The organism is Kocuria rhizophila, assembly GCF_003667225.1.
Lineage (GTDB): Bacteria > Actinomycetota > Actinomycetes > Actinomycetales > Micrococcaceae > Kocuria > Kocuria rhizophila.
This window is the reverse complement of sequence record NZ_RCOM01000173.1, coordinates 1-467: the sequence shown is the minus strand read 5'-3', so window position 1 is coordinate 467 and position 467 is coordinate 1. Positions and strand designations below refer to the sequence as shown.

The 467-nt window shown below is 59.1% G+C and carries 1 protein-coding gene; it reads left to right on the top strand.

What is annotated here, in order from left to right; all coding sequences use genetic code 11:
• A partial coding sequence (locus D9R02_RS11875; RefSeq protein WP_147435372.1) for a cold-shock protein occupies positions 1 to 194 on the top strand: 194 nt, incomplete at its 5' end.
• Between the last annotated feature and the right edge of the window lie 273 nt (positions 195 to 467).

Below are 467 nucleotides of genomic sequence, written 5' to 3'. Positions count from 1 at the left end.
CCGTTAAATGGTTCAACGCTGACAAGGGCTTCGGCTTCATCGCCCCCGACGACGGCTCTGATGACGTCTTCGCACACTTCTCGGGCATCAACTCCGGCGGCTACCGTTCTTTGGACGAGGGCGCCAAGGTTGAGTTCGACGTCACGAACGGTGATCGAGGCCTCCAAGCCACGAACATCTCCGTTCTGTCCTGACCCACTTCGTGGCAGGTTGACCTGCGAACAGGATCCCTGTTCGACGGTCTATGAGTAAGGGCTCTCCACCGCTCGGTAGAGGGCCCTTAGTCATACCCGCAGCTCACCCACACACCCGTGGCTGACCCCCCTTCAAGAGCTTAGGCGAGGGAACCCGGGAGTAGCAGTCACCGGATGGGCGATAGCGTGCCTGCCTCGGGGATCCGCGGAACCGCAGGTGAGAGGACTAGGACATGGAAAACGACGTTGAACTTACTTCTGAAGATATGGAAC